The organism is Rhodanobacter sp. UC4452_H20 (assembly GCF_052978205.1).
Genome location: NZ_CM129662.1, coordinates 2,513,342 through 2,537,654 on the forward strand (window position 1 = coordinate 2,513,342; position 24,313 = coordinate 2,537,654).

Below are 24,313 nucleotides of genomic sequence, written 5' to 3' on the forward strand. Positions count from 1 at the left end.
CGCGCTCGCGGCGATGGCATAGCCCCGGCAAGCAGCATAGACTTGGCCAACCCGGGGAAATCACAGGTTTTGCATGGACGTCGGACAAGACCGGCGACGCATGTCGGCATCGCGCGGCACGGCCCAGTTCAATCAGGGGCGGTGGCCGGCGCGTGCCCAGCAATTGATCGAGACCGCCTACACCCTGTGCGTGGAAGGTCTCCACGAACCCGTGCGCCGCTGCATCGGCGAATTCGAGAAGCAGCTCTTCGCGCTGGCCGACCACGCGCACCGATCCGACGAGCAGCACGAGTGCTTCGCCAGCCGCCAACGCGTGCTGCAGGGGCAGAACGCGCTGGTGCAGGCGTTCATGGAAGAACTGGGCAAGGCGCTCAATGAGCTTGACCGCCATGCACACCGGCCCGCCGATGCGGAAACCGCGGCCACCGCCAGTCCGTGGCAGACGCTGGAACTGCTCGACCCCGGCGTGCAGGAGATGACGATGGCGCTGGACCAGCTCGGCGCCCGCGGCGACGCACGCCATGGTCGCGCGCTGTACGAACTGGGCCATCGCCTGGCGGTGCTGATCGGCGCGCCGCCGCTGGAAGGCGCATCGCTGCCACTTGGCCCGCATGCGCTGGCCAAGGCATTCCACCAGGCCAGCGCCGCGCTGGAGCTGCCACTCAAGCACCAGTTGTTGTTGCTGCAGCACTTCGACCAGTGCGTGCTCCCTGCGCTGAGCGAGCTCTACGGCACCATCAACCTGCGCTGGCAGTCCGACGGCATCCTGCCGCAGCTGCGCAGCGTGCCGGCACCGCGCCACGTCAACAAGCGCCCGCGCCAGGGCACGGGCGAGATCGGCGCCGCCAGCGAAACCCCCGCCGCGCCGGCAGAAGCTGCCGCCAAGCCGGCGACCGGCGGCGCCCCGGAAGATTCCATCCACGTGCTGGAATCGCTGCGCGACCTGCTGTCGCAGCGGCGCGCCGGCCAGGGCACGGGCAGCGGCGAAGCCGCCGGGCCGGCCGCCAGCGAGGAAGAACTGCAATCGGCGCTGGGCGCGCTGCAACAACATCTGGCCAAGGTCACCGACCACGCCAGCCGCGAACTGCGCAGTGCCGCGCGCCTGCGCGAGGAGCTGCTGACCCAGCTCAACCTCGGCAAGCCTGCCGGCGCGCCGCGCACCCAGCTCACCAGCGAACAGGGCGACACGGTGGAGCTGGTCGCCGAACTGTTCGAGCAACTGGGCCAGCAACTGCAGCAGGGCAGCAACGCCCGCGGCCTGCTCGGCAACCTGCAGCTGCCGGTGCTGCGCGTGGCGGTGGCCGACCACGACTTCTTCGAGCAGCGCGACCATCCCGCGCGCAAGCTGCTCGACACCGTCGCCGCCGCCGCCAACGACTGGCTCGACGGCAGCGACGACGAGAGCAACCGTCCGCTGGCCAGCAAGCTGGAGCAACTGGTCAGCCGCGCCAACCAGGAGCCGCCCAGCGCCGGTCTCTACACCACGCTGCTGGCGGATATCGAACACCATCTGGCGCTGCTGACGCGCAAGGCGCAGGCCGCCGAGCGGCGCCACGTCGAAGCGGCGCAGGGCCGCGAACGGCTGGACCAGGCGCGCCATCGCGCCGGCGAGCTGATGGCGGACCGCTTCGCGCAATCGCCGCCGCGCGGACTGCTGCGCGCCCTGCTGGACCGCGCCTGGTCCGACGTGCTCGCGCTGACCCTGCTGCGTCATGGCGAGGACAGCCCCGCGTTCAAGGCGCAACTGGCGATCACCGACCAGTTGCTCGGCCGCCTGCCGGTGCCCGACCCGCGGCAGCTGCAGCAGGAAGTGGAAAGCGGCCTGCAGCAGATCGGCATGCACGCGGAGGAATCGGTGCAGGTGGCGCAACGCCTGCTCGGCGTCGGTACGCCCGATCCGGCCAGCGAGCTGCCCAGCGCCACCGATCTCGCGCTGCGACTGAAGCAGCACCAGCGCCTGGGTGAACAGCAGGCCAGCCACGAAGCCGCGATCGCCAGCCCGATCGTCAAGCCGACGCCGCCCCGGCCCGCAACGACAACGGCGACATCGACCCGACCACCGGCGGTCGATCCGCGCGAGGCGCGCATCGAGCAACATCTGCGCAAGTTGCCGTTCGGCAGCTGGTTCGAGTTCATCGACCCCGCCAGCGGGCAGATCGCGCGACGCAAGCTGGCCTGGTATTCGCCGATGTCGGGACGCTGCCTGCTGGTCAGCCGGCGCGGCCAGCGCGGCGAGGAGATGACCATGGCCCAGCTCGCCCACGAAGTTGCCCGCGGCCGCGTCTGCGAAGTGCCGGCCGAGCCGGAAAGCCTGCTCGACCGCGCGTGGCGCGGCCTCACCGGCAGCCTGCGCCAGGCCGCCGCAAGCGGGCGCAGCGGCAAACCCGCGGAGTTCCGGCACCGATGAATCCGCCCAACAGCCCCGCCAACCAGCGTCGTGCGCCGCGCAAGCGGGCGCCCGGCAACGCCATCGTCACCGACGTGATCCGCGGCGAGCCGATCGGCCACCTGGGCAACCTGTCCAGCACCGGCCTGCTGCTGATCACCTCGCAGGCACCGCGCAGCGAGGCGCTGTACCAGGTACGCATCGACCTGCCCGCCACCGGCCGCGCGCTGGTGCAGTCGCAGCCGATCGAGGTGGGTATCCAGGAGCAATGGCACGAGCACGCCGCCAGCTCCGGCCAGATCTGGGCCGGCTACCGGATCATCGCCATCACCGACATCGACGCAGCGCGCCTGGAAAGCTGGCTGGCGCAGGCGTAGGCGCACTGGCCGCATCACCTCCACTGGAACTGCCGACCTGCGGGCGTCATCATGGCGATTCGTCTTTGCTGATTCGCCGGGCCTTTCCCGTGCGCCTGCCGGGAGTTCTCCATGCATGATCGACTCGCCACGCTTTATCCCGCGCACCTGGCCACGGTGCAGCACCATGCCGAGCAGGCGCTCGCCCGCGGCGGCTTCGACCACCTGCTGATTGCCGCCGGCATGCCCGGCGTCAAGTTCCTCGACGACAATCACTACCCGTACGCCGTCAGCCCGCCATTCAAGCACTGGTTGCCGTTGACCGACGCGCCGGGCAGCTGGGTCGCGTACACCCCGGGCCGCAAGCCGAAGCTGATCTTCCTGCAGCCGCGCGACTACTGGCACGTGGTGCCGGATGCGCCCGCCGGCTACTGGGTGGACGGCTTCGAGATCGTCGTGGTGCGCACCGCCGAGGAAGCGGTGGCCGAGCTGCCGCAAGGTCGCTGCGCCAGCATCGGCGAAGCGAACGCCGCCGTCGCCGGCATCGCGTTCAACAACCCTCCCGCGGTGCTGGATTACCTGCACTACCACCGCGCGTACAAGACGCCGTACGAGCTGGAACTGATGCGCGCGGCCAGCCGCATCGGCACGCGCGCGCATCGCGCGGCCGAACAGGCATTCCGTGCCGGCGCCAGCGAGCTGGGCATCCATCAGGCCTACCTGGCGGCGGCTGGCCAGATCGACGCCGAACTGCCCTACTCCAGCATCGTGGCGCTGAACGAGCATGGCGCCGTGCTGCACTACATGGATTTCACCCGGCAACCGCCGGCACGCCCGCGTTCGCTGCTGATCGACGCCGGTGCCAGCGCCTCGGGCTACGCCAGCGACATCACGCGCACCCACGCCGCCGCCGACGCAGGCGAATTCCAGGCGCTGATCGACGCGATGGACGCGAACCAGCAAAGCCAGGCCGCGATGGTGCGCAGCGGTCGCCCCTACGCCGAGTTGCATCTGCATGCGCACCGGCAACTGGCCGCGCTGCTGAAGGACCACGGCTTCATCCGCATGGAGGCCGAATCGGCACTCGAAAGCGGCGTCACCCGCGCCTTCTTCCCGCACGGCCTGGGCCATTCGATCGGCCTGCAGGTGCACGACGTGGGCGGCTTCGCCAGGAACGACCGCGGCGACACCGTACCGCGGCCGGACGGCCACCCGTACCTGCGCATGACCCGCACGCTGGAGCCCGGCATGGTGGTGACGATCGAGCCCGGCCTGTACTTCATCGAGATGCTGCTGGCCGAGTTGCGCGACAAGCCGCTGGCGAAGGACATCGACTGGCACAAGGTCGAGGCGTTCAAGCAGTACGGCGGCATCCGCATCGAGGACGACGTGGCGTGCACCGAGGGCGAGCCGGAGAATCTCACCCGCGATGCCTGGGGGCGGGAATAGGGAATAGGGAATAGGGAATAGGGAATGGTAAAAGCGTCGCCCAGCCGTGCAGGGGGTGCTTTGATTTTTCTATTCCCTATTCCCCATTCCCGATTCCCTGCTCCAATCAGTGATACCCCTCGCCCGCGCGCACCTTGCCGCGGAACACGCGGTACGAGTACGCGGTATAGAACAACACCACCGGGATCATGACGGCCGCGCCGACCAGCACGAAACCCTGGCTGGAGGGTGGCGAGGCAGCGTCCCAGATGCTCATGTCGGGCGGCACGATGTTCGGCCACATGCCGGCCACCAGGCCGAGGAAGCCCAGCGCGAAGAAGCTCAGCGCAAGCACGAACGGCGCCACCTCGCGATTGGCCAGCACCGCGCGCCACAACCAGGCGGCGACTGCCACAGTGAGGATCGGCAGCGGCGACAGATACAGCAAGTTCGGCCAGGCGAACCAGCGATCCATCAACCGCGAATCGAGGAACGGCAGCCACGCGCTCACCATCACCATGAACGCGATCACCGCAAGCATCAGCGGGCGGGTCAGGTCGCGCGCGATGCGCTGCAGCCGGCCTTCGGTCTTGAGCACCAGCCAGGTCGCGCCGAGCAGGCCGTAGCCGAACACCAGCGCCATGCCGGTCATCACCGCGAACGGGCTGAACCAGGCGAACGCGCCGTGCAGGTACTTGCCGCCTTCGGCCGGCATGCCTTCGACGATGGCGCCCAGCATCAGGCCTTGCGCAAACGCCGCAACCACCGAGCCCAGGTGGAACCCCACGCCCCAGATGCGTCGCGAGGTATGCGCCCGAAAGCGGAACTCGAACGCCACGCCGCGGAAGATCAGCGCGATCAGCATCGCCAGCACCGGCAGGTACAGGCTGGACAGGATCACCGCATAGGCGCGCGGGAACGCCGCCATCAGCCCGGCGCCGCCCATCACCAGCCAGGTCTCGTTGCCGTCCCAGATCGGCGCGGCGGTGTTCATCATCAGCTCCTGCTGCGCCTCGTCATCGGCGAACGGGGTGAGGATGCCGATACCGAGCACGAAACCGTCCAGCAGCACGTACATCATGATCGCGAAGCCGATGATCAGGAACCACACCACCGGCAGCGTCGTGGAAAGTTCCATGCTCAGTCCTCCCCGCCATCGTCGACCACGGCCAGCGGCCGCGCCGCGGTGGCCTCGGCGCCGAATCGCGGCGGTGCCGCCTCCGGACCGTGGCGCAGCACCTTGAACAGGTACCAGCTGCCGAAGCCGAACAGGATCATGTAGGTGACGAAATACACGATCAGCGAGGTGAGCACGCTGGAGGCTGCCACCGGACTGGCGGCGTCGACGGTGCGCATCACGCCGTAGACCACCCACGGCTGGCGGCCGATCTCGGCGGTGTACCAGCCGGTGAGCAGGGCAATGAAACCGGCCGGCATCATCGCGATCCAGCAGCGCAGGTACCAGCGGTGCTCGAACAGGCGTCGGCGCCACCACAGCAGCACGCCCGTCAGTGCCAGCAGCAACATCAGCACGCCGAGGCCGACCATGATGCGGAAACTGAAGAACGGCGCGGCGACCGGCGGGCGGTCGTGCACGGGAAAATCCTTCAGCCCCCGCACTTCGCCGCTCCAGCTGTGGGTGAGGATCAGGCTGCCCAGGTGCGGCACGTCGAGCGCGTAATCGTTGCGCTCGGCCTTCTCGTCCGGCCACGCGAACAGGGTCAGCGGCACGCTTTTCCCGGTGGTCCAGCGTGCCTCGATCGCCGCCAGCTTGGCCGGCTGGTACTCGCGCACCACCAGGCCGGAGAGATCGCCCACGAAGATCTGCAACGGGATCACCAACGCCACCAGCGCCAGCGCGCAGCGCAGCATCAGCCGCGCCTTGTCCTGCCAGATGCCGCGCAGCAGATACCACGCCGCCACGCCGCCGATCACCAGCGCCGTGCTCAGGAAGCACGCCAGCACCATGTGCACCAGCCGGGTCGGGAACGACGGGTTGAAGATCGCCGCCCACCAGTCGGTGGCATGGATCACCCCGTCGACGACCGCGTAGCCCTGCGGCGTTTGCATCCAGCTGTTCGCCGCCAGTATCCAGAAGCTGGAGATCAGCGTGCCCAGCGCGACCATGCAGGTGGCGAAGAAATGCGTGCGGTGGCCCACGCGATTCCAGCCGAACAGCATCACGCCGAGGAAGGTGGCCTCCAGGAAAAACGCCGTCATCACCTCGTAATTCAGCAGCGGCCCGAGCACGTTGCCCGCCACGGTGGAGAGGCCGGCCCAGTTGGTGCCGAACTGGAAGCTCATCACGATGCCGGAAACCACGCCCAGCCCGAACGAGCCGGCGAACACCTTGAGCCAGAAGAAGTACAGGTCGCGCAACATCTCGCTGCGCCGGCGCAGCCACAGCGCCTCCAGGAACACCAGCCAGCTGGCCAGGCCGATGGTGAACGCGGGAAACAGGATGTGGAACGACATCACGAAACCGAACTGGATCCGCGACAGGAACTCGGCCGTCATCGTCATCGCCTGCGGCTTGGATCGCCCGACTATAAGCCGGCAAACGTGCACGCCTCGTGGTGCGCGGCGGTACGCCGCGTGGCGTTTCGCCGCGCGGGGATCAGCGCCCCGCGAGCAGCGCCTCGATCTCGACCGGGTCCTTCGGCATCGCCGCCGTCAGCACCTCGTGGCCGTCGCGGGTCACCGCCACGTCGTCCTCTATGCGGATGCCGATGCCGCGCCAGCGCTCGGCCACCGAGCGATCGTCCGGCGCCACGTACAGCCCCGGTTCCACCGTCAGCACCATGCCCGGTTCGAGCAGGCGCGATTCGCCGTCGATGCGGTAGTCGCCCACGTCGTGCACGTCAAGGCCCAGCCAGTGGCCGGTCTTGGCGGCGAAGAACCGCCGGTAGCTGCCGCTGGCGACCGCCGCGTCCGCATCGCCGTCGAGCAGGCCGAGCGCGCACAGGCCTTCGCTCAGCACGCGCACCGCCGCACCGTGCGCGGCGTTGAACGGCAGGCCGGGCCGCACCTGCTCGATCGCCGCCAGCTGCGCGGCCAGCACCACCTCGTACAGCGCGCGCTGCTCGCGGCTGTAGCGACCGTTGGGCGGAAACGTGCGGCTGATGTCCGAGGCGTAGCAATCGAGTTCCGCGCCCGCGTCGATCAGCAGCAGCTCGCCCTCGCGCAGCGGTGCGCGATTGCCCTGGTAGTGCATCACGCAGGCATTCGCGCCGCCGGCCACGGTGGGCGCAAACGCGGGCACCGCGCCGTGGCGGCGGATCGTGCCCAGCAGTTCGGCTTCGACCTCGTACTCGTGACGACCCGGCCGCGCCAGCCGCAGCGCGGCCAGTTGCGCCTCCACCGCGATCGCTGCAGAAGCGCGCATCAGCTTGAGTTCGGCGCGCGACTTGAACAGGCGCAGATCGTGCAGCAAGTGGCCCAGCGCGACGAACTCCTTGGGCACCACGCCGCCGCCGCGCAACTGGCGCAGGCGGCGCATCCAGCCCAGCAATTGCGCGTCGAACGCGGGCTCGTGGCCGAAGTGGCAGTACACCCGCGCGCGGCCCTCGATCATGCCGGGCAGGATGTCGTCGATATCGTCGATCGGGAACGCATCGTCCATGCCCCAGGCCGCCACCGCCTGCTCGGTGCCGATGCTGGGGCCGTGCCAGCGCTCGTGCTCGATGTCGCGCTCGCGACAGAACAGCACCGCCTCGCCATGCGCGCGTCCGGGCAGCAGCGCCAGCACGGCATCGGGCTCGGGGAAGCCGGCCAGATAGTGGAAGTCGGAGTTCTGCCGATACGGCCACGCCGCATCGGCGTTGCGCATGCGCTCGGGCGCGGCGGCCACCAGCAGCACCGCGTCGGGGCCGGCCATCTGCATCAGCTGGCGGCGGCGGCGCGCGAACTCCTCGGCGGCGATCGCAAGCCCCGCCAGGCTGGCCGTGGGAGCATTCAATGCACGGTGTTCCCGCCAACGCCATCGCGCGCGCCGCACTCGGCGAACAGCAGCATCGCCGCCATGCGCACGAATTCGTGCACCTCGATCAGCGCGTCCTCGTCCTCGCTCTCGTTGCCGAAATCGAACGAGGAGCCGGCGATCGTGCCCAGGTCGCGCAGTACCTCCTGCGCCTCGCCCGACAGCGACGCCTGGGCGGCGGCGCCGGCCAGGCCGAAGCCGCCGAGAAAGCCGCGGCACCATTCCACCACGGCGTCGGCGCGTTCGTGCAGCGGGCGGTCGTCCGCCGGCAGCAGCGGCTCGAAGCCCAGCTCGGCATCGACCAGCGCCGCCTGGCTCTGCCGTGCCAGTGCATCGAGTTCGGCGCGGTCCGTGGCGGTGGGTTCGGTTGCCTCGCCATCCAGTTCCAGCACGCCGAGCAGCGCATCGCCGCCCACCGCCCCGCCACCGGCCAGGTAGCCGGTCAGCGAGCCATGCAATTCGCTGGCGCTGGTGCCCAGGCGCAGCCGCACGACCAATGCCTGCAGCTCCTCGTGGTCCATCTCGTCGGTATCGGTCACGGCGCTTGTCCTGCGGTCAGTGAGCCAAGTTTAATGCAGCCGCCGCACGCTGCCGGCAGCGTGCGCCACGAGGCGGAAATCCGCCGGCGTCCTGCTATAGTTTCGCGCATGAGCACGCCAGACCATGTTGACCCTGTCCAGCAAGAGTTGGCCGCCCTGGGCCAGCAGATGGATCGCCTGCTCGATACCGTGCGCCGGCTCAGCGAGGAGAACCGCAGCCTGCGCCAGAGCCAGGAGCAGCTTTCCGGCGAACGCGCCGGCCTGCTGGCACGCAACGAGCAGGCACGCAGCCGGGTCGAGGCGATGATCCAGCGGCTGAAATCGCTTGAGAGCAACGGTTGACCGAACCCATGTCCAGCACTGAACCGGTCGCGCTGCGACTCATCGATCGCGAATTCCTGATCGCCTGCGCGCCGGAAGAACGCGAAGGCCTGCTGGAGGCGGCCGGATACCTCGACCGCAAGATGCGCGAATTGCGCGCCCACGCCAAGGCACCAGGCTTCGAGCGCCTTGCCGTACTCGCGGCGATCAGCGTCGCGCACGAGTTCATCATCCTGCGCAAGCAGCACGAGGGGCAGAACCAGCGCCTCAGCGACGGGCTGGCCAGCCTGCGCAGCAAGCTCAGCGCGGCGCTCGAAGGCGACCCGGCCAAGTCCTGAACGGCGCGCGCCGCGCCGTGGCGAACGGTGGACATTTCCGGGCAAGCGCCTAGAATTGACCTCGGCGTTTTCTGCGGTGTTCGCCAGCACACTCTTACATTTGCCTTGTTCCTAAATACGGCCCCGGGTCGGCTCTACATCGGCTGTTGTGCATGTCCGCCGCGTGCGGAAAGCCTCGAGGCCATGTTGCCCTCCCACCTGATCCATCGTGGATCAAGGTCGTTTGGTGGGCAGCGGCATTGCGGTTTACGCCACTTGATTCCCGCCCTGTTCGTCATCCGGATTGCCGGATGACGAACAGGGCGCACCCATGACGGAGCCGAGCGACACGTGGACGCCCCCGCCCAACGCCGCGAGCTTCGCCAGCGCCTGGCCCAGCAGCGCCGCGCGCTGCCCCCCACCGAACGCATCACGGCCGCGCAGGGTCTGCGCCGCAGCCTGGAACAACTTCCGGAATACTTCACCGACCAGCGGGTCGCCGGCTACTGGGCCAGCCACGGCGAGCTGCCGCTGAACCTGGTGATCCCGCCGCTGGCCTCGCGCGGGCAGCAGTTTCTGTTGCCGGTGACCGGCCCGGGCCGGCAGCTGCGCTTTGCCGCCTGGAAGCCCGGCGACGCGGTGGAGGCCAACCGCTACGGCATTCCCGAACCGGCGCAGCCGGGCGAACTGTTCGAACCGTTCCAGCTCGACCTGGTGCTGGTCCCGTTGCTCGGCTTCGACCGCCGCGGCAACCGGCTCGGCCACGGCGGCGGCTACTACGACCGCGGCTTCGCCTTCCTCAATGAACAGGTGCGCCCCACCGAACCACTGCTGGTCGGCATCGCCTATGCGTTCCAGGAACTGCCCGAGATCGACGAGCAGGACTGGGACGTGCCGCTGGATTTCGTCGCCACCGAACGCGAACTGATCGACTGCAACCGCACCGGTCCCGACCATCCTGACTCGCCGGAGCACGCCGCATGAACCACTGGCTGATGAAGTCCGAACCGGACGCCTTCTCGATCGATGACCTGAAACGCAAGAAGCGCGAACCCTGGGACGGCGTGCGCAACTACCAGGCGCGCAACTTCATGCGCGACGGCATGCGTCCCGGCGACAAGGTGTTCTTCTACCACTCCAACTGCGCCGTACCGGGCATTGTCGGCATCGCCGAAGTGGCCACTGACGCCTACCCCGATCCCAGCCAGTTCGATCCCAAGAGCAAGTACTTCGACGCCGGCAGCTCGCGCGACAACCCGCGCTGGATGCTGGTCGACGTGAAGTTCGTGAAGAAGCTCAAGCGCACGATCAGCCTGGACGAGCTCAAGGGCGATCCCGCGCTGGAGGGCATGGCCCTGCTGCGCAAGGGCAACCGGCTGTCGGTGATGCCGGTGGAGGCGGCGCACTGGGAGTACATCCTCGCTCTCGAGTGATGACCCGCATCCACCGGGCTCCGCTCGCAGGGTGGCATTGCCCGCCCTCTGAATCGGGAGCCGCAAGAGCCGTGCTCGCCGCGCGGACTGCTGACCGCCATAATGCGGTTTTCTTCGGGACCGCACCCCCATGAGCAACGCCAACGAAAAACGCCAGGCCGGCGAAGCCGCGATCCGCTATGTCGAGGATGGCGCCATCGTCGGCGTGGGCACCGGTTCCACCGTGGCGTTCTTCATCGACGCGCTGGCCGACCTGAAGGATCGCATCCAGGGTGCGGTGTCCAGCTCGGAGCAATCCACCGCGCAGTTGAAGAAGCTCGGCATCCCGGTGCTCGACCTCAACGCGACCGGCCCGCTGTCGATCTACATCGACGGCGCCGACGAGTGCGACGGGCACAAGCGGCTGATCAAGGGCGGCGGCGCGGCGCTCACGCGCGAGAAGATCGTCGCCGCGGCCAGCGACAAGTTCGTCTGCATCATCGATTCCAGCAAGCAGGTCGAGCTGCTCGGCAAGTTCCCGGTGCCGATCGAGGTGATCCCGATGGCGCGCAGCCTGATCGGCCGCGAGATCGTCAAGCTGGGCGGCAATCCGGTATGGCGCGATGGCGTGGTCACCGACAACGGCAACTGGATCATCGACGTACACGGCTGGCAGATCACCGACCCGGTAGGACTGGAGGAGAAGCTGAACCAGCTCCCGGGCATCGTCACCGTCGGCCTGTTCGCACGCCGGCCGGCCGACGTGGTGCTGGTCGGCGATCGCGAGATGTAAGTCGGAGCGGCGCTCGCGGCGCGCCGCTGTCGTCGGTGCTCGCGGGAGGGCGGCGGGCCGTGCCTGCCCTACGCGGCGGGGCTTGGCTTGTTCGACTTGCCGAGCTTGATGTGGCGTCCGGCGTAGCGCGCCTCGCGCAGCCGCTTGCCGTGCGCGGCCAGGATGTCGCCGCGGGTGAGGATGCCGACCAGCTTGTGCGGGTCGTCCTTGCTCACCACCACCACGCGGCCTACGCTTTCGGCCACCATGTGGTCGGCCGCTTCGCGCAGCGAGTGGTTCTCGTTCACCGCGACCGGCGGGCGCGTGATCAGCTCACCCAGGGTCAGCGTGTAATGCCACTGCGGATCGAGCAGGCTGCGCCGGGTCAGCACGCCCTGCACGCGGCCGCGCTCGTCCACCACGGGGAAACCCTGGTGATGCGAGTGCGGCGCCTCGTCGTTCAGCCAGCGACGTACCTCGGCCAGCGCCTGGGTGGTCTTGAGCGTGGCCACGTCGCGCGAACAGGCCGTGCCCACGCTGACCTGCTCCAGGTAGTCGGCGGCGTATTCCGAGGGCACGCGCACGCCGCGGCGGGCGATCTTCTCGGTCATGATGGTGTTGCGCATGATCAGCGCCGAGATCAGGTAGGCCGCCGTGCAGCCGCCCAGCAGCGGCAACAGCGCCGCCGGCTGGCGCGTGGTCTCGAAGGCGAACACCACGGCGGTGAGCAGTGCGCGCGAGGAGCCGGCGAAGATCGCCGCCATGCCCACCAGCGCCGCGATGCGCAGGTCGATGTGGAATGCCGGCAGCGCGTAGTTGAAGCCGATGGCCAGCGCCGCGCCGAGCGAACCGCCGATCATGAACAGCGGCGCCAGCGTGCCGCCGGAGGTGCCGCTGCCCAGCGAGATCACCCAGGAGATGAATTTCAGCGCGCCGAAGCTGAGCAGCACGGCAAGGCCGAAATGCCCCTGCACCAGGGCGTCGATGTTGTCGTAGCCCACGCCCAGGGTGCGCGGGTCGATCCAGCCCACGAAACCGGCGACCAGTGCTCCGATGACGGGCCACCACATCCAATGGATCGGCAGTTTCTCGAACAGGTCCTCGACGCCGTACACCGCGCGGGTCACCCAGATCGAGGCGTAGCCGACCAGCCCGCCGATCAGCACGAAACCGGCCAGCGCCAGGCTGCCGGGCTCGGGCACGTCGGGCATCGGGAACACCGGCGCCGCGCCGTAGCTGGCGTAGCGCACGCCCACCGCGGTCACCGTGGCCAGCGCCACCGGGATCAGCGAACGCGGGCGCAATTCGAACAGCAGCAGCTCCACGGCCAGCACCAGCGAGGCCACCGGCGCACCGAACACCGCCGCCATGCCCGCCGCCGCGCCGGCTGCCAGCAGCACCTTGCGCTCGTTGGCGGTGACGCGCAGCAACTGCCCGATCAGCGAACCCAGCGCGCCGCCGGTGGAGATGATCGGGCCCTCGGCACCGAACGGACCGCCGGTGCCGATGGCGAAGGCGGAGGACACCGGCTTGAGCCAGGTCATCCGCGCGGGGATGTTCGATTCGTTGGTGAGGATCTGCTCCATTGCCTCGGGGATGCCGTGACCCTGGATCGCGCGCGAGCCCCAGCGCGCCATGATGCCGGCAGTCAGGCCGCCGATGGCCGGCATCAGGATCACCCAGGCGCCGATGGCAGTGCCGGCCGGCGACAACACGAACGAACCTGGCCTCGCGTTCGGCCCGATCACGTCGGAGATGCGGCCGTAGTAGCACAGGTCGGTGATGAGGTTGATCAGCAGCATCAGCAGCTGCGCCACGTAGGCCGAGGCCACGCCCAGGATCACCGCCAGCACGCTGATCAGCAGGATGCGGTGGTTGACCAGGGTGGACTTGCGCGGCATCCGCGCCGCATCCAGCGACAGCCCCAGGGCGGGGGCGATCGGTAGCGCGTCGGTGCTGCCGACCGTGCGCACGTCGGCGTGCCCGACAGGATCGTCAGTGGCTGGCGTCATCGAGGTTTCACAGCGTGGAAAGCGGGAATTTTACGCTGCTGCAATGCAGAAAAAAAGGGTAAGGCCGCGCCAGATCACGTAATTTTCTGCGAATTTGCGTATCGCTGCCACAACCGGCCGCGCCAACGAAAAAGCCCGCCGGAAGGCGGGCTTTCGATCGGATTTGGCAGCCCCGGATGGATTCGAACCACCGAATGCCTGAGTCAGAGTCAGGTGCCTTACCGCTTGGCGACGGGGCTGTAGAGCTTCAGTTTAGCGCTTGGAGAACTGGGTCGCACGACGGGCCTTGTGCAGGCCGATCTTCTTGCGCTCGACCTCGCGGGCGTCGCGGGTCACGAAACCGGCCTTGCGCAGCGGCGACTTCAGGCTTTCGTCGTACTCGACCAGCGCGCGGGCGATGCCCAGGCGGATCGCGCCGGCCTGGCCGGTGATGCCGCCACCGGCGACCGTCACCTTGATGTCGAACTTGCCGGTGCTCTCGGTCAGTTCCAACGGCTGGCGCACGATCATGCAGGAGGTCTCGCGACCGAAGAACTGCTCGAGCGACTTGCCGTTGACTTCGATGGCGCCGCTGCCCTTGCGCAGGAACACGCGGGCGGCGGAGGTCTTGCGGCGGCCAGTGCCGTAATTCTGCTGGGTCGTCATGCTCATTTCCTTAGATCTCCAGCGCCTGCGGCTGCTGTGCGGTATGCGGATGTTCGGCGCCGCCGTACACCTTGAGCTTGCGGTACATCTCGCGGCCCAGCGGGTTCTTCGGCAGCATGCCCTTGACGGCGATCTCGATCACGCGCTCCGGGTGGGTCGCCAGCAGGTCCTTCAGGCTCATGGTCTTCAGGTTGCCGACGTAGCCGGTGAAGCGGTGGTACATCTTGTCGTCCAGCTTGGCGCCGGTGACATGCACCTTCTGGGCATTGACCACGACGATATAATCGCCGGTGTCGCAATGCGGGGTGTATTCCGGCTTGTGCTTGCCGCGCAGACGACGGGCGATCTCGGTCGACAGGCGACCGAGCGTCTTGTCCGTGGCATCGACCACGAACCAGTCGCGCTTGACGTTGTCGGCATTGGCGCTGAACGTTTTCATTTCAAATACCTGTCGACCGCCGGGAGGCGGTACCCATGATGGGAAGCATGCTTCGGTGGAACAAAGGCGCAAGATGATAGCGGAGCTGTCATCCAGGGCGCAAGCCCACCGGCCGGCGAGCTGTGAGTCGGCAATGATAGCATGAACGTCGGCGGGCTTGAGAAGTCCCGCCCCTGCCCGCCGCCTGGAAGACCATGAGCATCCGTCACCTGAGCCGCCTCGATCGCCTGCTGATGGCCGGCGAACGCGCCCTGGAAGCGATCGCGGGCACGCCGCCCGCCACACGCCCCTCGCCCGCCGCCGGCATCGCCGAGTCGGACCTGGACGAGACCGAGCGCCGCCACGCCGCCGGCCTGATGCGGGTCAACCACACCGGCGAGGTCTGCGCCCAGGCGCTCTACGTGGGCCAGGCCGCGCTGGCCCGCGACGCCGACAACCGCGAACACCTGCTGCACGCCGCGAGCGAGGAGACCGACCACCTGGCCTGGTGCGCCGAACGCCTGCAGCAACTGCACAGCCGCCCCAGCCTGCTCAATCCCCTGTGGTACGCCGGCAGCTATGCCATCGGTGCCGCCGCCGCACTGGCCGGCGACCCGCTCAGCCTCGGTTTCGTGGTGGAAACCGAACGCCAGGTGGAAACCCACCTGGCCGAACACCTGGAAAAGCTGCCACCGCAGGATGCGCGCTCGCGCGCGGTGCTGACCACCATGCAGGCCGACGAGATCCGCCACGCCGAAGCCGCGCAGCAGCGCGGCGGCATCGAGCTGCCATTTCCGCTGCCGCAGTTGATGCACGTGAGCTCGATGCTGATGAAGACCGTCGCCTACCGCGTGTAGGCGACGCTCACGCCCTGATCCAGCGCCACAGTTCGCCCCACGACGGCTTCTTGCCGTACATCAGGATACCGGTGCGGTAGATCCGCGCGGCCAGCCACACGCAGGCCAGCAGGGCGAGCACCATCAGCGTCAGCGACAACACCAGTTCCATGGGCGGCACCGAGGTCAGCGACCAGCGCACGGGCATCGTGAACGGCGCGAAGAACGGGACGTAGGACATCGTCACGCCAAGCGGACCGGTCGGGTCCTTGATCAGGGCGAACACCGCGAAGAAGCCCACGATGATGAACACGGTGACGAAGATCGCGTACTGCTGGGTCTCCTGGATCGTGTTGCACATCGCGCCGATCGCCGCGTACAGCGCGCCGTAGAGCATGAAACCCAGCGCGAAATACAGCAGGAACACCACCAGCAACCCCGGCGGCATGCTCGGGATCGGGAAGCTCTGCGCCGCATCGGCGCTCATGCCGAACATGCCGGCCAGCGGCAACCGCTGGCTGCTGAGCACCAGCGCGGTGCCGCCCCAGATCCCCATCTGCGCCAGCCCCGCCAGGCCCACGCCGAGCACCTTGCCCAGCAGCATCTGGAACGGGGTCAGCGACGAGGTCAGCACCTCCATGATGCGCGAGGTCTTTTCCTCGATCACCGAGGTCATCGTCTGCTGGCCGTAGATCAGGATCGCGATGTACAGGATGAAGCCCATGAAGTACGCGATCAGGTACGACTCGGTGCCGCTCTGGCCGGTCTGCTTGCCGTCGGTGACCTTGGTGGTGTCCATGTCGGCCGGCTTCATCGCCTCCTTGAGCAGGGCCGTATCCACGCCGGACTTGGCCAGGCGCACGCCGGTCAGCGCACTCGACACCACGCGCTGCAACTTGCTCATGGCTTCCAGCGAACCGACATTGCCGCCGTAGTAGGCAAGCTTGCCGGTGGCCAGCGTCTCATCGGTGAGCACCAGCACGCCGTTCCAGCCATCCTTCTTCTTGCTGCTGGAAAAACCGGTCTCGGCGATCAGCCCGTCGCGCACCTTGGCAAGATCATCGCCGGTAGCCGGAAACACCTGCACGGTGTAGCGCGACTTGGCGTCGGCTCCCTTGCCGATCTTTTCCGCCTCGAGTGCCTGGCTGACGCGCTGGCCGAGATTCGTGGTGGAGGCATCCACCACGGCCACCCGGCTGGTGCGGTCGCCGCCGCTCATCATCAGCGCGGGCAACAGCACCATCGCCACCATGAACACCGGCAGCAGCACGGTGGAAATCACGAACGCCTTGGTGCGCACGCGTTCGACGAACTCGCGGCGGACAACGGCAATGATCTTCTTCATGCGGCGACTCCGGCGTGGGCGGTGGCGGCTTCGGCGCCGACCTTGGCGATGAAAATGGCATGCAGCGACGGTTCGACCACCTCGAACCGGCGCAGGCCGACGCCTTCGCGCACCAGCGCCGCGAGCAGTTGTTCGGGGTCGGCGCCATCGGCCATCTGCAGCTCGGCGGAGGCACCATAATCGTCGACGCGGGCGATCAGCGCGCGATCGGCCAGGATGTTCGCGGCGCGCGCCTTGTCGTGGGTGAAGCCCAGCGCCACGTGGCGCCCGCCGAAATCCTCCTTGACCTGCGCCACCGTGCCGTTCACCACCATCTCGCCGCGCGCGATGATCGCGATGCGGTCGCACATGCGCTCGGCCTGCTCCATCACGTGGGTGGAGAACAGCACGGTGCGGCCTTCGGCGGCGATCGCCACCACGATGTCCTTCATCACCTGCGCATTGACCGGGTCGAGGCCGGAGAACGGTTCGTCGAGGATCACCAGTTCGGGCTCGTGCAGCAGCGCGCCGGCGAACTGCACCTTCTGCTGCATGCCCTTGGACAGGTCCTCGACCTTCTTCTGCGCCCAGTCGCTGACGCCGAGCCGCTCCAGCCAGGCCTGCGCGCGCTTGCGCGCGTCGGCGCGGCCGATGCCCTTGGTCTCGCCCAGGAAGATCAGGTGGTCGAGCACCTTCATCTTCTTGTACAGCCCGCGCTCTTCCGGCAGGTAGCCGATGCGCTGGGACAGCGCGCGGCTGTTGTGCGGCGAGTCGAACAGCACGATCCTGCCTTCGTCCGGCTCCAGGATGCCCATGATCAGGCGGATCGTGGTGGACTTGCCGGCGCCGTTGGGGCCAAGCAGCCCGAAGATGCCGCCGCCGGGGATTTCCATGGACAGGCGATTCACCGCCGTGTGCCCGGAAAAACGCTTGGTGACGGACTCGATGCGCACGCTCGCTGCAGTCATGTAGCAGTTCCCTGGAATGACGGGCTCCCCGCCCGAATCCGGAAAACTAGCATGCGATGCCAACCGGGCAAAGGTGACCAATGGCAGTGCGTGCCGCGCACGGGAGGAAGAGCGGCACGTCAGTGCGGCTTGCTGCGTCCGAAGCGCGGCAGGTTCCAGTGCAGGTGCAGCGACAGGAAGCGCAGGCCGAAGCACACCAGGATCGGCAGCCAGGTCGCCCACACCGCCGGCCAGTGGAGATGTTCGCCAAGCACCGTCAGTGCGGCGCCGATCAGTGCCGCCGAAGCGTAGATCTCCCGCTGCAGCACGATCGAGACGCGGGTCAGCAGCACGTCGCGCGCCATGCCGCCGCCGACCGCGGTGACGATGCCGAGCAGGATCGCGACCTCGGCGTTGTTGCCGTACGCCAGCGCCTTGTGCGCGCCATACACCGCGAACAGGCCCAGCCCCATCGCATCGAACAGCCGCACCGGATAGGTCAGCCGCTCCACCCACGGATAGGCCACGATGGTCAGCAGCGCGGCGACCACGGCGGTGAACAGGTAGCGCCAGTCCGACAGGCCGGCCGGCGGGATCGCGCCGATGCACAGGTCGCGCGCGATGCCGCCGCCGCACGCGGTAATGAAGGCGATTGCCAGGATGCCGAACAGATCGAGGTTGCCGCGCCTGGCCGCGGTCGCGCCGCTGATCGCGAACGCGAACGTGCCGGCCAGGTCCACCAGGTTGAACAGCAGTTGTTCGTTCACGCGACCGGCTCATGCGGGCATGCCGACAGCGCGGCGATGCCCGCCATTGAACCAGCTTCAGGCGAGCTTGCGCGAGATCGCGAAGAACGCCAGGTTGCCCAGGCCGGTGGCGCCGGCCAGCACGGCGACCATGCCGGGGGTGACGTCCTGCCAGCCGAACCACTGGATCAGGCCGAAGCCGAGCGCCAGCGCGACCAGCACGATGCCCCAGCGCAGCGAGGAATGGCGCCGGCGCAGCTCCTCGTCGCGCAGCACCGAGTCGACCAGGTCCGCCGAACCACCGGCGGCGACCATGCGCTGGCGCACCCGCGCGTCGACCACGACCTTGATGGCATAGGCAATGCAGACAAACAGGCTGATCGGGATCAGGGCTTCGAAATTCATGGGGTGACTCCTCGGCGGCGGATGGTGGACCTTCGTGACCTTGGATACGGGCTTTCACCGAACGGTTGCAGCAAGATCGCCGCAACCGTTTCCCGCCGGCACGTATCCATTGCCCATGGATGACATCCGCAGCAGCCCCGACCGCGAGCTGGTCGACGCCGTGCTGGCCAACCGGCCGGGCGCGTTCGAACGTCTCGTGCGCGAACACCAGGGACTGTGCTGGCACATCATCCAGCGCATGGTGCGCAACCCGGAGGACGCGCGCGAGCTGTGCCAGGACACCTTCCTGCGCGTGCACCAGTGCCTGCACCAGTACCGCGGCGAGAGCGCGCTGAAATCCTGGATCGGCCGCGTCGCGTACACCATCGCGCTGCGCCACCTGCAGCACAAGCGCATTGCGCTGGTCGAGCCCAGCGACGACAGCGACGACTACGCGCTGGTGGAAAACATCGGCGACGGCTTCGACCTGGAGGCGGCCTGCGCGGATGAGGAAACGGCGCGGCACCTGCACGCCGCGATCGAGCAGTTGCCGCCCCTGCAGCGCACGCTGCTGACCCTGTACTACCTCGAAGAGGCCACCATTCCGGAGATCGCCCGGATGACAGGACTGGCCAACGGCACCATCAAGAGCCACCTGTTCCGCTCGCGCCTGCGCCTGCGCGGTGCGCTCGAAACACGGACCGGAGTTGCAGCATGATCCAGCACATCGACGACCACATCCCGCCCTTCGACGACGCCGCGCAGGAGCGCGAATGGCTGGCGCAGGAAAACGCCATGCGGCGCGAGCGCCTGCAGCTCGACTCCACCGGCGACGATGCGCGCAGCCGACGCTACCGCCTGCTCGCGCGCACCCTGCGCGAACCGTTGCCGGACGCGCTGCCGGCGGATTTCGCGCGACAGCTGGCTGCGCGGGTCGCGGCCGGTCCCGCCGGTCGCTCGGTCGAATCCCTGCTGGCGCTGGCGCTGGCGATTGCCCTGGCCGTGGCCGCGGGCGCGGTGGTGGCGATCTACGGCGGCACCTGGCTGCCCTCGTTCGCGGCGCTGCTGCCGGCCCCGCACGCCCCGGCCACGCACTGGCTGCTGGCGCTGGGCGGCTGCCTCGGCGCGTCGTGGCTGCTGGGACTATGGCAGCGGCAGATAGGGAAGCGGCCAAACTGAGCCGGCCACGATGCCCTTCCACCCGGCTTGCAGGAGCCTGCTGGCGGGCGATGCTCTTCGTCGCGTGACGTAAAAGCATCGCCCGCCAGCGGGCTCCTACAGATCCAGCACGGCGTCCAGCCCGCGGTGCAGGCCGAGCAGGCCGGGCGCCTTGCGAATCGCCAGCAGCGCGCCGTCCACGTAGGGCTTGGCGCTGCCGCCGGCGTTGTGGCGGATCGTCAGGGTCTGGTCCGGCAGGCCGAAGATCGCCTCGGCGCCGAGCACGAAACCGGGCAGGCGCAACGCGTGCACCTGGCTGCCGGCCAGCGTGCCGCCACGCGTCTCGCGCAGGCCGACCGTCCGCTCCAGCGGCACCTCCAGCTGCGGCTGGCGCACCTTGCCCATGCGCGTGGCCAGCTCGCGCACGGTGCCGCTGGGCGCGTCCGGCTTGCCGGCGCCGGCGTAGTCGATGAGTTCCCACTGCGGGATCAGCTTGGCCGCCATCTCGGCGAACTTGATCAGCAGCACCGCGGTCAGCGCGAAGTTGCCGCAGGCCAGCACGCCGCGCCGCCGCTCGCGCGCCAGCGCGTCAATCTGCGCGTAATCCGCGTCGGTGAGGCCCGAGGTGCCCACCACCACGTGCGCGCCCTGCTCCAGCGCAGCGAGGATGTTCGCCTTGGCGCTGTCCGGATGGGTGTACTCGACGAACACGTCGCAGGGTTGCGCCAGTGCCTCGGTGGTCGTGGCGAACACCGGCGCCGCCAGCCGCGGTTCGCCCAGCACGTCACCGAGCAGCTGCCCGGCATGGCGACGCGACACCGCGCTCAGCAGTGCCAGGTCCCCGGCCGCGGCGATGCCACGGGCGAGTTCGGAGCCGGCCCATCCCGTGGCGCCGGCGACGCATACCTTCAATGACATGGCGGCCTCGCTGCCTTGAGCGCCCAGCGCTCGCGCTACCTTCGGATCTGCCCGCGGAAAAACCCGGATCACCCCGGGCTTCCGCTTTCCGCCACCGCCCTGCCTACTTCTTCTTCGGCAGGTACAGGTCGGTGATGGTGCCTTCGTAGACTTCCGCCGCCATGCCGACCGACTCGCCCAGGGTGGGATGCGGATGGATGGTGAGCGCGATGTCGGCCGCCTCGGCACCCATCTCGATCGCCAGCGCCAGCTCGGAAATCAGGTCGCCGGCGTGCACGCCGACGATGCCGGCGCCGACGATGCGGTGGGTGTCTTCGTCGAAGATCAGCTTGGTGAAACCCTCGGTGCGGTCGATGCCGATGGCACGGCCCGAGGCGCCCCACGGGAACTTGCCGACGCCGACCTTCAGGCCCTTCTCCTTCGCCTCGCGCTCGGTCACGCCGACCCAGGCGATTTCCGGGTCGGTGTAGGCGACCGACGGGATCACCCGCGCGTCGAAGTGGCTCTTCTGCCCGGCCACGGCCTGCGCCGCGACGTGCGCCTCGTGGGTGGCCTTGTGCGCCAGCATCGGCTGGCCGACCAGGTCGCCGATGGCGTAGATGTGCGGCACATTGGTGCGCATCTGCGTGTCGACGTTGATGAAGCCGCGCTCGCTCACCGCCACGCCGGCCTTGTCCGCACCGATCTTGTTGCCGTTCGGCGAGCGGCCCACCGCGACCAGCACGCGGTCGAACAGCGTGGTTTCGGGAATGCTGTCGCCTTCGTAGCCGACCTCGATGCCTTTCTTCGTGGCTTTCGCGCTGACCACCTTGGTCTTCAGGTGCACGCCCTTGAGCCGGCCGGCCAGGCGCTTGGCCAGCGGCCGGATCAGGTCGGCGTCGGCGCCGGGGATCAGCTGGTCCATGAACTCGACCACGGTCACCGCGCTGCCCAGTGCCGAGTACACCGTGGCCATTTCCAGCCCGATGATGCCGCCGCCGACGACCAGCAGGTTCTTCGGCACGTCCTTGAGTTCCAGCGCGCCGGTGGAATCCACCACGCGCTCGTCGTCCCACGGGAACGCCGGGAGCTTCACCGACTGCGAGCCGGCGGCGATGATCGCATGCTCGAAGCGGATCAGCTTCGTGCCTTCGGCCGTCTGGACTTCCATCTCGTGCGGCGACACGAACATGCCGGTGCCCACGAGCGTGCGCACCTTGCGCTGCTTCGCCATCGCGGCGAGGCCGCCGGTGAGCTGGCCGACCACCTTGCCCTTGAAGCTGCGCAGCTTGTCCAGGTCGATCTTCGGTGCGCCGAATGCGACGCCGTGCGCGGCCATCGCCGCGGCCTCGTCGATCACCGCGGCGGCATGCAGCAGCGCCTTGGACGGGATGCAGCCCACGTTGAGGCAGACGCCGCCGAGCGTGCCATAGCGCTCCACCAGCACGGTGTCGACGCCAAGGTCGGCGGCGCGGAACGCGGCCGAATAGCCGCCGGGGCCGGAGCCGAGCACGACCAGCTGACACTGGATGTCGGCGGGCTTGGACGATGCCGCTGCCGCCTGCGGCGCCTTCGCTTCCTCTCTCCCCTGGAGAGAAGATTGAAGTGAGGGGGGGGAGCTCGCAGGAGGCTGGCTGCTCTTGGTCGCTTCTTCGTTGGAGCTGCCCGGCGACCCCGCACCCTCACCCCTGCCCTCGGCAATTGCTCCTTGCATTGCTCTACCTCCCGCATCCTTGCGGTCGTCTCCCGAAGCGGGAGAGGGGGACGGCGAGACGGCTGCACCGTCGGTTTCCAATACGGCGATCACCGCACCCTCGGAAACCTCGTCGCCCACCTTGAGCTTCAGCTCCCTGATCACGCCGGCGGCGCTGGAAGGAATCTCCATGGTCGCCTTGTCCGACTCCAGCGTGATCAGGCTCTGTTCCGTCGCCACCGTGTCGCCGACTTTCACCAGCACTTCGATCACCGGCACGCTGTCGTGGCCGCCGATGTCGGGAACCTTGATCTCGATCGTGTTCGCCATGGTCATCGCCCCCCGTCAGAGCAGCAGCCGGCGGATGTCGCCGAGCTGATTGGCGAGGAAGCTGGCGAAGCGCGCGGCGAGCGCGCCGTCGATCACCCGATGGTCGTACGACAGCGACAGCGGCAGGATCAGCCGCGGCGCGAATTCCTTGCCGTTCCACACCGGCTTGGTCACCGACTTGGAGACGCCGAGGATGGCGACTTCCGGCGCGTTGACGATCGGCGTGAAGTAGGTGCCGCCGATGCCGCCGAGCGAGCTGATCGAGAAGCAGCCGCCGGACATCTCGGCCGGGCCGAGCTTCTTGTCGCGCGCCTTCTTCGAGATTTCGGCCAGGTCGCGCGCCAGGTCGAGCAGGCCCTTCTTGTCGCAGTCGCGGATCACCGGCACCACCAGGCCGTCGGGCGTGTCCACCGCGATGCCGATGTGGAAGTACTTCTTCAGGATCAGCTTCTCGCCCGACTCGTCGAGCGAGGCGTTGAACTGCGGGAACTGCTTCAGCGCGGCCACCACCGCCTTGATCTGGAACACCAGCGGGCTGATCTTGAGGTCCTTGTTCTCGGCGCCGAGCTGCTTGCGGAACGCCTCCATCTCGGTGATGTCGGCGTCCTCGTGCTGGGTGACGTGCGGGATCATCGCCCAGTTGCGCGCCAGGTTCGCGCCGGAGATCTTCTGGATGCGCGACAGCGGCTTCTCCTCGATCGCGCCGAACTTGGCGAAGTCGACCTTCGGCCACGGCAGCAGGCTGAGGCCGCCGACCGCAGCGCTGGCCCCGCCCGACGGCCGCGCACCGGAGGCCAGCGCATGCTTGACATAGCCGCTGACATCGTCGCGCTGGATGCGCCCACCACGGCCGCTGCCCTTGACCTGGCGGATGTCCACGCCCAGCTCGCGCGCGAAGGCGCGCACGGCGGGACTGGCATACGGCGCGTCGCCGGGCATCACGATGCTGGCATCCATCGGCGGGCGCGCCTGCGGCGACACGTCGCCTTCGGGCGCGTGGCCCGGCTGGGCGGCCGGGGCGGCGACGGGGGCGGGCTTCGGTTCGGCGGGGGCCGGGGCAGGCGCGGGCGGCGCCGGCACCGGCGCTGCGGCGGCGGGCTTGGCGGCAGGCGCTTCGGCGGCTGCGCCGTCGGCTTCGATGAGGGCGATCACCGCGCCCTCGGAAACCTCGTCGCCCACCTTGAGCTTCATCTCCTTGATGGTGCCGGCGAACGGCGCGGGCACTTCCATCGTGGCCTTGTCCGATTCAAGCGTGACCAGGCTCTGGTCCTTCTCGACCCTGTCGCCGGCCTTGACCAGTACTTCGATGACGGGCACGCCGTCGTGGCCGATGTCGGGGACGAGGGCTTCTTTGAGGTCGGCCATGATGACTCCTGCAAGGCTTTTGGTGCGGCGCTCGGGGATGGCGCGGCG

At 68.5% G+C, this 24,313-nt stretch carries 25 protein-coding genes, 1 tRNA gene and 1 other RNA gene; 12 read left to right on the top strand and 15 right to left on the bottom strand.

From position 1 onward, the window contains the following. Nucleotides 1-73 precede the first annotated feature (73 nt). The 3 genes from ACVCMC_RS11875 to pepQ all read left to right on the top strand — a co-directional run bounded on the left by ACVCMC_RS11875 (nucleotide 74) and on the right by pepQ (nucleotide 4,191). Nucleotides 74-2,407, top strand: coding sequence for a DUF1631 family protein (locus tag ACVCMC_RS11875; RefSeq protein WP_395121155.1), 2,334 nt, complete (start codon nucleotides 74-76; stop codon nucleotides 2,405-2,407). After that, complete coding sequence (locus ACVCMC_RS11880) at nucleotides 2,404-2,763, top strand: PilZ domain-containing protein (protein WP_395121153.1); 360 nt, start codon at nucleotides 2,404-2,406, stop codon at nucleotides 2,761-2,763. Before ACVCMC_RS11875 ends, ACVCMC_RS11880 begins: the two co-directional genes overlap by 4 nt. 111 nt (nucleotides 2,764-2,874) lie before the next feature. Then, entirely contained in the window at nucleotides 2,875-4,191 is a 1,317-nt protein-coding gene (gene pepQ, locus ACVCMC_RS11885) for a Xaa-Pro dipeptidase (protein WP_447097431.1), read from the top strand. Between the two features lie 106 nt (nucleotides 4,192-4,297). On the opposite strand, the gene cydB is transcribed toward pepQ, so the two are convergent. From cydB to ACVCMC_RS11905, 4 genes are all read right to left on the bottom strand, one after another. After that, complete coding sequence (cydB, locus tag ACVCMC_RS11890; protein WP_395121149.1) at nucleotides 4,298-5,308, bottom strand: cytochrome d ubiquinol oxidase subunit II; 1,011 nt, start codon at nucleotides 5,306-5,308, stop codon at nucleotides 4,298-4,300. Nucleotides 5,309-5,310: 2 nt separating this feature from the next. Continuing rightward, complete coding sequence (locus ACVCMC_RS11895; RefSeq protein ID WP_447097432.1) at nucleotides 5,311-6,687, bottom strand: cytochrome ubiquinol oxidase subunit I; 1,377 nt, start codon at nucleotides 6,685-6,687, stop codon at nucleotides 5,311-5,313. 100 nt (nucleotides 6,688-6,787) lie between these two features. After that, the gene (locus tag ACVCMC_RS11900) at nucleotides 6,788-8,128 is read right to left on the bottom strand and encodes an aminopeptidase P N-terminal domain-containing protein (RefSeq protein ID WP_395121146.1); all 1,341 of its coding nucleotides are present in this window, start codon (nucleotides 8,126-8,128) and stop codon (nucleotides 6,788-6,790) included. Further along, complete coding sequence (locus tag ACVCMC_RS11905; protein WP_447097433.1) at nucleotides 8,125-8,688, bottom strand: UPF0149 family protein; 564 nt, start codon at nucleotides 8,686-8,688, stop codon at nucleotides 8,125-8,127. Before ACVCMC_RS11905 ends, ACVCMC_RS11900 begins: the two co-directional genes overlap by 4 nt. Before the next feature lie 108 nt (nucleotides 8,689-8,796). Here ACVCMC_RS11905 and ACVCMC_RS11910 point away from each other — a divergent pair, with 108 nt between their 5' ends. The 6 genes from ACVCMC_RS11910 (at nucleotide 8,797) to rpiA (ending at nucleotide 11,531) form a co-directional block, all read left to right on the top strand. Next, nucleotides 8,797-9,030: a TIGR02449 family protein gene (locus ACVCMC_RS11910; RefSeq protein WP_136258838.1), complete on the top strand. Its 234-nt coding sequence runs from the start codon at nucleotides 8,797-8,799 to the stop codon at nucleotides 9,028-9,030. Between the two features lie 8 nt (nucleotides 9,031-9,038). Then, complete coding sequence (locus tag ACVCMC_RS11915) at nucleotides 9,039-9,347, top strand: cell division protein ZapA (protein WP_395121142.1); 309 nt, start codon at nucleotides 9,039-9,041, stop codon at nucleotides 9,345-9,347. A 65-nt stretch (nucleotides 9,348-9,412) separates the two neighbouring features. After that, nucleotides 9,413-9,599, top strand: a non-coding RNA gene (ssrS, locus tag ACVCMC_RS11920) — 6S RNA. Nucleotides 9,600-9,677: 78 nt separating this feature from the next. Next, the gene (locus ACVCMC_RS11925; RefSeq protein ID WP_447097434.1) at nucleotides 9,678-10,310 is read left to right on the top strand and encodes a 5-formyltetrahydrofolate cyclo-ligase; all 633 of its coding nucleotides are present in this window, start codon (nucleotides 9,678-9,680) and stop codon (nucleotides 10,308-10,310) included. Beyond that, nucleotides 10,307-10,759, top strand: a complete 453-nt coding sequence (locus ACVCMC_RS11930) for an EVE domain-containing protein (protein WP_395121139.1) — start codon at nucleotides 10,307-10,309, stop codon at nucleotides 10,757-10,759. Before ACVCMC_RS11925 ends, ACVCMC_RS11930 begins: the two co-directional genes overlap by 4 nt. Before the next feature lie 130 nt (nucleotides 10,760-10,889). After that, the gene (gene rpiA, locus ACVCMC_RS11935) at nucleotides 10,890-11,531 is read left to right on the top strand and encodes a ribose-5-phosphate isomerase RpiA (RefSeq protein WP_447097435.1); all 642 of its coding nucleotides are present in this window, start codon (nucleotides 10,890-10,892) and stop codon (nucleotides 11,529-11,531) included. 68 nt (nucleotides 11,532-11,599) lie between these two features. Here rpiA and ACVCMC_RS11940 read toward each other — a convergent pair whose 3' ends face one another. From ACVCMC_RS11940 to rplM, 4 genes are all read right to left on the bottom strand, one after another. Next, nucleotides 11,600-13,522, bottom strand: a complete 1,923-nt coding sequence (locus ACVCMC_RS11940) for a chloride channel protein (RefSeq protein WP_395121135.1) — start codon at nucleotides 13,520-13,522, stop codon at nucleotides 11,600-11,602. A gap of 164 nt (nucleotides 13,523-13,686) precedes the next feature. Then, a tRNA-Gln gene (locus ACVCMC_RS11945) sits at nucleotides 13,687-13,761 on the bottom strand. A gap of 13 nt (nucleotides 13,762-13,774) precedes the next feature. Further along, complete coding sequence (rpsI, locus tag ACVCMC_RS11950; RefSeq protein ID WP_136258847.1) at nucleotides 13,775-14,167, bottom strand: 30S ribosomal protein S9; 393 nt, start codon at nucleotides 14,165-14,167, stop codon at nucleotides 13,775-13,777. A 10-nt stretch (nucleotides 14,168-14,177) separates the two neighbouring features. Continuing rightward, nucleotides 14,178-14,606 (bottom strand): 50S ribosomal protein L13, encoded by a 429-nt coding sequence (gene rplM, locus ACVCMC_RS11955; protein ID WP_136258848.1) that lies wholly within the window; start codon nucleotides 14,604-14,606, stop codon nucleotides 14,178-14,180. Nucleotides 14,607-14,800: 194 nt separating this feature from the next. Here rplM and coq7 point away from each other — a divergent pair, with 194 nt between their 5' ends. Then, nucleotides 14,801-15,442, top strand: a complete 642-nt coding sequence (gene coq7, locus ACVCMC_RS11960; RefSeq protein ID WP_447097436.1) for a 2-polyprenyl-3-methyl-6-methoxy-1,4-benzoquinone monooxygenase — start codon at nucleotides 14,801-14,803, stop codon at nucleotides 15,440-15,442. Nucleotides 15,443-15,449: 7 nt separating this feature from the next. On the opposite strand, the gene ACVCMC_RS11965 is transcribed toward coq7, so the two are convergent. The 4 genes from ACVCMC_RS11965 to ACVCMC_RS11980 form a co-directional block, all read right to left on the bottom strand. Next, a complete protein-coding gene (locus ACVCMC_RS11965; RefSeq protein ID WP_447097437.1) occupies nucleotides 15,450-16,766 on the bottom strand; it encodes an ABC transporter permease in 1,317 nt (438 codons plus the stop codon). Beyond that, the gene (locus ACVCMC_RS11970) at nucleotides 16,763-17,713 is read right to left on the bottom strand and encodes an ABC transporter ATP-binding protein (RefSeq protein WP_395121131.1); all 951 of its coding nucleotides are present in this window, start codon (nucleotides 17,711-17,713) and stop codon (nucleotides 16,763-16,765) included. The genes ACVCMC_RS11965 and ACVCMC_RS11970 overlap by 4 nt, the downstream gene beginning before the upstream one ends. A gap of 119 nt (nucleotides 17,714-17,832) precedes the next feature. Further along, on the bottom strand, nucleotides 17,833-18,459 hold the full coding sequence (locus ACVCMC_RS11975) for a trimeric intracellular cation channel family protein (RefSeq protein WP_447097438.1): 627 nt from the start codon (nucleotides 18,457-18,459) through the stop codon (nucleotides 17,833-17,835). A 57-nt stretch (nucleotides 18,460-18,516) separates the two neighbouring features. Beyond that, on the bottom strand, nucleotides 18,517-18,843 hold the full coding sequence (locus ACVCMC_RS11980) for a hypothetical protein (protein ID WP_395121128.1): 327 nt from the start codon (nucleotides 18,841-18,843) through the stop codon (nucleotides 18,517-18,519). A gap of 115 nt (nucleotides 18,844-18,958) precedes the next feature. Between ACVCMC_RS11980 and ACVCMC_RS11985 the strand changes: the two genes are divergently transcribed. Both ACVCMC_RS11985 and ACVCMC_RS11990 read left to right on the top strand, forming a co-directional pair. Further along, nucleotides 18,959-19,540 (top strand): RNA polymerase sigma factor, encoded by a 582-nt coding sequence (locus ACVCMC_RS11985; RefSeq protein ID WP_395121126.1) that lies wholly within the window; start codon nucleotides 18,959-18,961, stop codon nucleotides 19,538-19,540. Further along, nucleotides 19,537-20,001: a hypothetical protein gene (locus ACVCMC_RS11990; protein ID WP_447097439.1), complete on the top strand. Its 465-nt coding sequence runs from the start codon at nucleotides 19,537-19,539 to the stop codon at nucleotides 19,999-20,001. Before ACVCMC_RS11985 ends, ACVCMC_RS11990 begins: the two co-directional genes overlap by 4 nt. A 96-nt stretch (nucleotides 20,002-20,097) precedes the next feature. Here the strand turns inward: ACVCMC_RS11990 and dapB are convergent, their stop codons facing one another. The 3 genes from dapB to aceF all read right to left on the bottom strand — a co-directional run bounded on the left by dapB (nucleotide 20,098) and on the right by aceF (nucleotide 24,265). Beyond that, complete coding sequence (gene dapB, locus ACVCMC_RS11995; RefSeq protein ID WP_447097440.1) at nucleotides 20,098-20,898, bottom strand: 4-hydroxy-tetrahydrodipicolinate reductase; 801 nt, start codon at nucleotides 20,896-20,898, stop codon at nucleotides 20,098-20,100. Between the two features lie 103 nt (nucleotides 20,899-21,001). Next, nucleotides 21,002-22,900 carry a dihydrolipoyl dehydrogenase gene (lpdA, locus tag ACVCMC_RS12000; RefSeq protein WP_447097441.1) on the bottom strand — a complete coding sequence of 633 codons (1,899 nt, stop codon included), beginning with the start codon at nucleotides 22,898-22,900 and terminating at the stop codon, nucleotides 21,002-21,004. A 15-nt stretch (nucleotides 22,901-22,915) separates the two neighbouring features. After that, on the bottom strand, nucleotides 22,916-24,265 hold the full coding sequence (aceF, locus tag ACVCMC_RS12005) for a dihydrolipoyllysine-residue acetyltransferase (RefSeq protein WP_447097442.1): 1,350 nt from the start codon (nucleotides 24,263-24,265) through the stop codon (nucleotides 22,916-22,918). Nucleotides 24,266-24,313 lie beyond the last annotated feature (48 nt).

Excerpts from the sequence above, each read along its gene's own strand:
- ACVCMC_RS11895 (WP_447097432.1), bottom strand. The coding sequence starts at position 6,687 with ATGACGGCCGAGTTCCTGTCGCGGATCCAGTTCGGTTTCGTGATGTCG.
- ACVCMC_RS11965 (WP_447097437.1), bottom strand. The coding sequence starts at position 16,766 with ATGAAGAAGATCATTGCCGTTGTCCGCCGCGAGTTCGTCGAACGCGTG.
- ACVCMC_RS11990 (WP_447097439.1), top strand. The coding sequence starts at position 19,537 with ATGATCCAGCACATCGACGACCACATCCCGCCCTTCGACGACGCCGCG.
- ACVCMC_RS11910 (WP_136258838.1), top strand. The coding sequence starts at position 8,797 with ATGAGCACGCCAGACCATGTTGACCCTGTCCAGCAAGAGTTGGCCGCC.
- dapB (WP_447097440.1), bottom strand. The coding sequence starts at position 20,898 with ATGTCATTGAAGGTATGCGTCGCCGGCGCCACGGGATGGGCCGGCTCC.
- lpdA (WP_447097441.1), bottom strand. The coding sequence starts at position 22,900 with ATGGCGAACACGATCGAGATCAAGGTTCCCGACATCGGCGGCCACGAC.
- rpsI (WP_136258847.1), bottom strand. The coding sequence starts at position 14,167 with ATGACGACCCAGCAGAATTACGGCACTGGCCGCCGCAAGACCTCCGCC.
- ACVCMC_RS11875 (WP_395121155.1), top strand. The coding sequence starts at position 74 with ATGGACGTCGGACAAGACCGGCGACGCATGTCGGCATCGCGCGGCACG.
- aceF (WP_447097442.1), bottom strand. The coding sequence starts at position 24,265 with ATGGCCGACCTCAAAGAAGCCCTCGTCCCCGACATCGGCCACGACGGC.
- coq7 (WP_447097436.1), top strand. The coding sequence starts at position 14,801 with ATGAGCATCCGTCACCTGAGCCGCCTCGATCGCCTGCTGATGGCCGGC.
- ACVCMC_RS11980 (WP_395121128.1), bottom strand. The coding sequence starts at position 18,843 with ATGAATTTCGAAGCCCTGATCCCGATCAGCCTGTTTGTCTGCATTGCC.
- pepQ (WP_447097431.1), top strand. The coding sequence starts at position 2,875 with ATGCATGATCGACTCGCCACGCTTTATCCCGCGCACCTGGCCACGGTG.
- ACVCMC_RS11915 (WP_395121142.1), top strand. The coding sequence starts at position 9,039 with ATGTCCAGCACTGAACCGGTCGCGCTGCGACTCATCGATCGCGAATTC.
- rpiA (WP_447097435.1), top strand. The coding sequence starts at position 10,890 with ATGAGCAACGCCAACGAAAAACGCCAGGCCGGCGAAGCCGCGATCCGC.
- rplM (WP_136258848.1), bottom strand. The coding sequence starts at position 14,606 with ATGAAAACGTTCAGCGCCAATGCCGACAACGTCAAGCGCGACTGGTTC.
- ACVCMC_RS11970 (WP_395121131.1), bottom strand. The coding sequence starts at position 17,713 with ATGACTGCAGCGAGCGTGCGCATCGAGTCCGTCACCAAGCGTTTTTCC.
- cydB (WP_395121149.1), bottom strand. The coding sequence starts at position 5,308 with ATGGAACTTTCCACGACGCTGCCGGTGGTGTGGTTCCTGATCATCGGC.
- ACVCMC_RS11880 (WP_395121153.1), top strand. The coding sequence starts at position 2,404 with ATGAATCCGCCCAACAGCCCCGCCAACCAGCGTCGTGCGCCGCGCAAG.
- ACVCMC_RS11930 (WP_395121139.1), top strand. The coding sequence starts at position 10,307 with ATGAACCACTGGCTGATGAAGTCCGAACCGGACGCCTTCTCGATCGAT.
- ACVCMC_RS11985 (WP_395121126.1), top strand. The coding sequence starts at position 18,959 with ATGGATGACATCCGCAGCAGCCCCGACCGCGAGCTGGTCGACGCCGTG.
- ACVCMC_RS11940 (WP_395121135.1), bottom strand. The coding sequence starts at position 13,522 with ATGACGCCAGCCACTGACGATCCTGTCGGGCACGCCGACGTGCGCACG.